The sequence below is a fragment of the Nocardioides sp. NPDC092400 genome, from assembly GCF_040684155.1.
Lineage (GTDB): Bacteria > Actinomycetota > Actinomycetes > Propionibacteriales > Nocardioidaceae > Nocardioides.
Map to the genome: position 1 here is coordinate 1 of NZ_JBFBFJ010000015.1, position 4213 is coordinate 4213.

A 4213-nucleotide genomic window follows, 5' to 3' on the forward strand; every position below is an offset into this window, starting at 1 on the left:
CGACTGGCTCCACACCTACAATCACCACCGCGGTCACACCGCACTCGGCGGCAAGTCACCAGCCGACCTCGTGCCCAACCTGTGTGGACAGAACACCTAGCTCTCGCCGGCGATCTTGTAGGTGCCGTCCTCGAAGGTCAGTCGGAGCTCGACGTCGTCGCGGACCGTCCGACCGTTGGTGAGCGTGTAGCCGTAGCGGTACTCCACCGCGGGGCCGGACGGGTCCGGCCGCACCCGCTGCACCTGCACCGACTCGACGTCGCCCCAGAACCCGGCGTACCCGGCCAGGCCGCCGCTCTCCGCCTGGAACTGCGGGGTGAGCATCTGGAAGCCCGCCGAGGGGTCGGAGGCGGCGGTCCGGAGGTAGTCGCGGATGAAGGCGTCGATGCCCTCGGCGGTCGGCCGCTCCGGTTCCGCGGGCCGCGAGCTCGGCGGGGCCGTCGTGGGCGCGGGGGCCGTGCTCGGCGACCCCGACGGGTCGTCGCTCCCGCCCCCGCGCCCGAGCAGGAAGCCGCCGACCGTGAGGACGACGACCGCGGCCACGCCCAGCAGCACCGGGAGGAGCAGGCCGCGTCCGCGGTGGCGCGAGTCTCCGGGCGCCCCGGGAGGCGGCGGGGGGAGGGACGGCGCAGGGGGCCCGGCCGGTGGGGGGACCGGCGGGACCGCCTGCGGGGTCGCGCCGGCGCCGGTCGGCGGGGCCGACGGCGGCGGTGGCGGTGGCGGTGGCGGTGGCGGCAGCATCCCGGTGCGGGCGAGCAGCTGCGTGCTGTGGTCGTCGTGGCGCGACGCCCGCGCCACCGGCACCGGTCGGGAGGTCGCGGCTCCGGGCCCGGCCTCGAGGAAGTCCCGTACCTGCGCCATGGTCCAGCGGTCACCGGGCTCGCGGGCCATGGTGGCCGCGAGCAGCGGGGTCAGCCACCCGGCGTCGTCGAGCCGGGGCGGGTCCTCGTGCACGATCCGGTACAGCGCACCGAGGACGTTGTCGCCGACGTCGTACGGCGGCCGGCCGGCCAGCGCGTGGAACGTCGAGGCCCCCAGCGACCACACGTCGCTCGGCGGGCTCGCCTGCCGACCGCTGGCGACCTCGGGCGCGAGGTAGGCGGGGGAGCCGGTGACCAGACCGGTCTGGGTGAGGGAGGCGTCCGCCTCGGCCCGCGCGATCCCGAAGTCCGACAGCTTCACCCGGCCGTCCTCGGTGACCAGCATGTTCGACGGCTTCACGTCGCGGTGCACGATGCCGGCGGCGTGCGCGGCGGCCAGCGCGTCGGCGGCCTGGGCCAGGACCCGCGCGGCCTCGTCGGTGGGCAGCGGCCCGCGGGTCCGCACGAGCTCGGCGAGCGTGGTGCCCGGCACGTGCTCCATCACCAGCCAGCGGACGTCCCCCTCGTCGACGAGGTCGAAGACCGCCACGACGTGCGGGTGGTTGAGCCGCGCGGCCAGCCGCGCCTCGCGCTGAGCGCGCTCGAGGTCGGCGGTGCTGCTGCCGGGGGCGAGGCCGATGCGCTTGAGCGCGACGCCCCGGCCGAGCACCTCGTCGCGTGCCAGCCAGACGGCGCCCATGCCGCCCCGACCGATCTCGCGCTCGAGCGAGTACCTGCCGGCGATCACCGTGGGGGGCCTCCTCGTCGCCTCCGCTGCCTGCGGACCGAGCCAGCCTAGCGACGGCTCCACGCCGAGCCCGGTGGGCGGACGCGCCGCCGATGCGGCAGGCTTGTCGGCAGGTACCCAGCCCGACGGAAGGTCCATCGTGTCCCTCGACCCCACCCTGCTCGACGACCTCCAGTGGCGCGGTCTCATCGCGCACTCGACGGACCTCGACGCGATGCGCGAGGCGTTCGCCGCGGGGAGCGTGAGGTTCTACGTGGGGTTCGACCCGACCGCGCCGAGCCTGCACATGGGCCACCTCGTCCAGGTGCTGACCGCCCGCCGGCTGCAGGAGGCCGGCCACACGCCGTACGCCCTCGTCGGTGGGGCGACCGGCATGATCGGCGACCCCCGTGACTCCGGCGAGCGCACGCTGAACTCCCTCGACACCGTCGAGGAGTGGACCGACCGGGTCCGCGGGCAGATCGAGCCGTTCCTCTCCTTCGAGGGGGACAACGCCGCGACGATGGTCAACAACTACGACTGGACCGCACAGGTCTCCGCGATCGACTTCCTCCGCGACATCGGGAAGCACTTCCCGGTCAACCGGATGCTCGCCCGCGACGTGGTGAGCCGCCGGCTCGAGGCGGGCATCAGCTACACCGAGTTCAGCTACGTGCTGCTCCAGTCGATGGACTTCCTCCACCTGCACCGGGCGGAGGGGGTCGACCTGCAGCTCGGCGGCTCCGACCAGTGGGGCAACCTCACCGCGGGCGTCGAGCTGATCCGCCGCGCGACCGGCGACCGGGCGCACGCGTTCGTCACCCCGCTGCTCACCAAGGCCGACGGGACGAAGTACGGCAAGACCGAGGGCGGCGCGCTCTGGCTCGACCCCGAGATGATGTCGCCGTACTCCTTCTTCCAGTTCTGGCTCAACGTCGAGGACGAGAAGGTCCCCGAGCTGCTGCGGGTCTTCACCTTCCTCTCCCGCGAGGAGATCGAGGAGGTCGAGGCCACCCACGCCGAGAAGCCGTTCCTCCGGGCCGGGCAGAAGGCGTTGGCCGACCACGTCACCACGCTGGTCCACGGCGCCGATGAGACCGAGCGGATCAAGGCGGCCTCCGCCGCCCTGTTCGGCGGGGGCGACCTGGCCGGCCTCGGCGGCTCCACCCTCGGGTCCGCCCTGCGCGAGGCCGGCTCGGTGACGGTCGACCGCGCGGGCGGGATCCCCCCGGTCGTGGACCTGCTCGTGGACACCGGCCTGGCCAAGAGCAAGGGCGAGGCCCGGCGCACGATCGGCGAGGGCGGCGCGTACCTCAACAACGTCCGGGTCGAGGACCCCGAGGCGGTGCCCGCCGAGGCGGACCTGATCGACGGCGCCTGGCTGGTGCTGCGCCGGGGCAAGAAGAAGTTCGCCGGCGTCGAGGTTCGATGACCAGCTGGCTCGCCGGCCTGGAGGAGAGGGCGCGGGCCGTGCTGCCCGCCCCCGTCCTCGAGTACGTCGCGCAGGGGGCCCGCGAGTCGCTCACCGCCGCCGGCGCGGCCGACGCCTGGCGCGCGGTCCGCTTCCTGCCGCACGTCATGCGCGACGTCACCGACGTCGACCCGGGCGTCGAGCTGCTCGGCCGGCGCAGCGAGGTGCCGTGGGGCGTGGCGCCGACGACGCTGCAGCGGGCGGTGCATCCCGAGGGCGAGCTGGCGATGGTCCGGGCCACCGCCGCGGCCGGCGCCGTCACGGTGGTGTCCAGCAACGCCGGGACCGGCTTCGCCGAGATCGGTGCGACCGGGGCCCGGTGGTGGCTGCAGGCCTACCTGCCCAGCGACCGCACGCTCGCCGAGCCGATGCTGGCCCGCGCGGTCGAGGCCGGGGCCGAGGCCGTGGTGCTCACCGTGGACACCCCGGTGGTGGGGACCAAGCACGTCGTGGGGGAGTCCGTCTGGGACACGGTCGACCCGGGGCTGGTGCGCGTGAACTTCGGGCCCGGGCACGAGCAGCACCCGGGGGCCGACAAGGCGACCGACCTCGGCCCGCACGACATCGACTGGTTGCGGACCCGCACCGGGCTGCCGGTCGTGGTCAAGGGCGTGCTGCGCCCGGACGACGCGCGTCGGTGCGTCCAGGCCGGTGCGGCTGCCGTCTGGGTCAGCAACCACGGGGGACGACAGCTCGACCGCGCTGTCGCCACCGCGACCGCTCTCCCGGCCGTGGTCGCGGAGGTGGGCCGGGACGCCCAGGTGTACGTCGACGGGGGAGTGCGCTCCGGCCTCGACGTCCTCGCCGCGCTGGCATCGGGTGCGGACGCGGTGTTCCTCGGGCGGTCACCGGTGTGGGCACTCGCCGGCGGCGAGGAGGGAGTGGCCCGCCTGCACGCCGAGCTGCTCGCGGAGACGGTCGAGGCGCTGCGCCTGGCCGGCTGCCGCACCGCCGCCGAGACGCGCTCGCTGCTCCGGCAGGCCGCTGTACCCGGCGCCTGAGGAGGCGAAACGGCCTGTGCTCGCCGTCACGCCGTCTCGGTTTGGTGTTTGGCGCGAGGGCCGTCTAATGTTTTCTCTGTCGCCAGGGAGCGGCGGGGAGCAAGGCCGGTCTGGTCGGGCTTCCGGCCCCGGGTTGACCACAGCATGGTCCTGG

General features: G+C 74.6%; 3 protein-coding genes. 2 read left to right on the forward strand and 1 reads right to left on the reverse strand.

What is annotated here, in order from left to right; all coding sequences use genetic code 11:
- Window positions 1-96 precede the first annotated feature (96 nt).
- A complete protein-coding gene (locus AB0N29_RS20850) occupies window positions 97-1608 on the reverse strand; it encodes a serine/threonine-protein kinase (protein ID WP_364870181.1) in 1512 nt (503 codons plus the stop codon).
- Between the two features lie 139 nt (window positions 1609-1747).
- Here AB0N29_RS20850 and tyrS point away from each other — a divergent pair, with 139 nt between their 5' ends.
- Window positions 1748-3019, forward strand: a complete 1272-nt coding sequence (gene tyrS, locus AB0N29_RS20855) for a tyrosine--tRNA ligase (RefSeq protein ID WP_364870184.1) — start codon at window positions 1748-1750, stop codon at window positions 3017-3019.
- Complete coding sequence (locus AB0N29_RS20860; RefSeq protein WP_364870187.1) at window positions 3016-4059, forward strand: alpha-hydroxy acid oxidase; 1044 nt, start codon at window positions 3016-3018, stop codon at window positions 4057-4059. The genes tyrS and AB0N29_RS20860 overlap by 4 nt, the downstream gene beginning before the upstream one ends.
- The last annotated feature ends 154 nt before the right edge of the window (window positions 4060-4213 follow it).